Source organism: Chamaesiphon sp. OTE_20_metabat_361 (genome assembly GCF_031364565.1).
Genome location: NZ_JANLWO010000702.1, coordinates 1 through 1,861 on the forward strand (window position 1 = coordinate 1; position 1,861 = coordinate 1,861).

Genomic DNA, 1,861 nt, shown 5'->3' on the forward strand with positions numbered 1-1,861 from the left:
CACCGAGCCAACTAAGTGGAGAAACGGGGAGATGATATTAAAGAAACTCGTCTGGGATGGCGGCAGTTCCAGCTCGGCACGAACTTGGTTCATGTAAGCCGTTACTTCTTTAAATATGACTCGATCGGTCAACCAGTTCAAGCCACGATTGCGGAACTGTCCGAAAGCGGAGGCATCTGGTTTCATGCCCAAACCGAAGGGAGCCGTATCGCAACTGCTAAATGCTAGTGCCGAAACGCTAAACCCCGCCCACGGTGGCCCACCCTGTTCGTGCAGCCAAGCAGCACCCAAGAAACAAAAATCCGCAAGAATGGCATCTGCTGGAAAATCTCGCAATATTTCCGTCAAATCCTTAACCTGTTTTACTGCGGCATCGATAAAACCGTACTTGAGATCGTACTTGAGTTGGGCGACACCCTGCAACGCATTTCTACGCGACATCCACTGTGCCAGCCATTCTGGCGAGAGATCGACTGCTGGAGTAAAGTGTGCGCCAGTTGATTCGATCTTCGCTTGAAATTCGCTTCCAGTATACCAACAGACTTGATGCCCGCGATCGACTAATTCACGCGCGATCGGCAGAGCCGGACTCACATGCCCTATTGCTGAAATTGTACAAATGAGAAATTTAGCCATATTATCTGCTGCAATTATCAAGCTTCGCGAATAGTTAGATCGAATCGGATATCGTTGGCGTAGTTTACCGCAGGCGATCGATTCACCATTAATTTTCTGTGGGAATATCTAAAGACTAACCAAAGGAGGGCAATCCAGCCAGAGCCATTGCCACCTCTGCCGAACTATATTCGGTATCGACGAGTTTTCCGGCTTGATAGTCCATGTATGCCTGCATATCAAAATGTCCGTGACCGCAGAGATTGAATAAAATTACCTTACTCTCGCCGGACTCCTTACATTTGAGGGCTTCATCTATCGCCGCCTTGACAGCATGATTCGCTTCTGGAGCGGGAAGAATGCCTTCAGACCGTGCAAATGTCAATCCTGCCGCAAAACAACCTAATTGGTATTCCAATCGGGCTTCAGCCAGACCTAGCGCGACTACATGACTCATTAATGGAGCCATCCCGTGATAGCGCAAGCCGCCAGCATGAATGCCTTCAGGAACGAAGGTGCTACCCAAGGTGTGCATCTTCATCAACGGTGTCAAGTGCGCCGTATCGCCAAAATCGTAGGCATACTTACCACGAGTCAAGGTGGGACAAGCCGCTGGTTCGACAGCGATAATTTCCACGTCGCGTTCGCCGCGTAACTTGGCACCTAGAAACGGAAATGCAATACCAGCAAAGTTGCTACCGCCACCCGTGCAACCAATGACTAGATCTGGATAATCACCCGCCATTTCCATCTGGACTAAGGCTTCCTGTCCGATGACAGTTTGATGGAGGAGAACGTGATTGAGGACGCTGCCTAAAGCATATTTGCTCTGCTCGTCAGCCGCTGCAATTTCGACAGCCTCACTGATGGCGATGCCCAAACTGCCCGTACTATTAGGATGCGTTGCGAGAATCGATCGACCAGCTTGAGTTTCGGTGCTAGGACTGGCAACAACTCTGGCTCCATAGGTTTCCATCAGGGCGCGGCGATAGGGTTTTTGGTTGTAGCTGACTTTGACCATGTAAACCACAACTTCTAGCCCAAAGAGCGCACCAGCGAACGCCAGTGAAGATCCCCACTGTCCGGCTCCGGTTTCGGTGATTAAGCGTTTGATGCCTGCTTGTTTGTTGTAATAGGCTTGGGCAACGGCAGTATTCGGTTTATGGCTACCAGCGGGGCTAACGCCTTCATATTTGTAGTAAATCTTAGCAGGCGTATCGAGAGCTTTTTCCAGTCGGCGGGCACG

At 50.3% G+C, this 1,861-nt stretch carries 2 protein-coding genes; both read right to left on the minus strand.

Annotated elements, in window-relative coordinates; genetic code table 11:
• Positions 1-636, minus strand: a 636-nt coding sequence (locus tag RMO35_RS19815) for a glycosyltransferase (protein WP_396135701.1), incomplete at its 3' end; no start/stop codon positions are given.
• Positions 637-751: 115 nt separating this feature from the next.
• A partial coding sequence (locus tag RMO35_RS19820) for a TrpB-like pyridoxal phosphate-dependent enzyme (protein WP_309743464.1) occupies positions 752-1,861 on the minus strand: 1,110 nt, incomplete at its 5' end.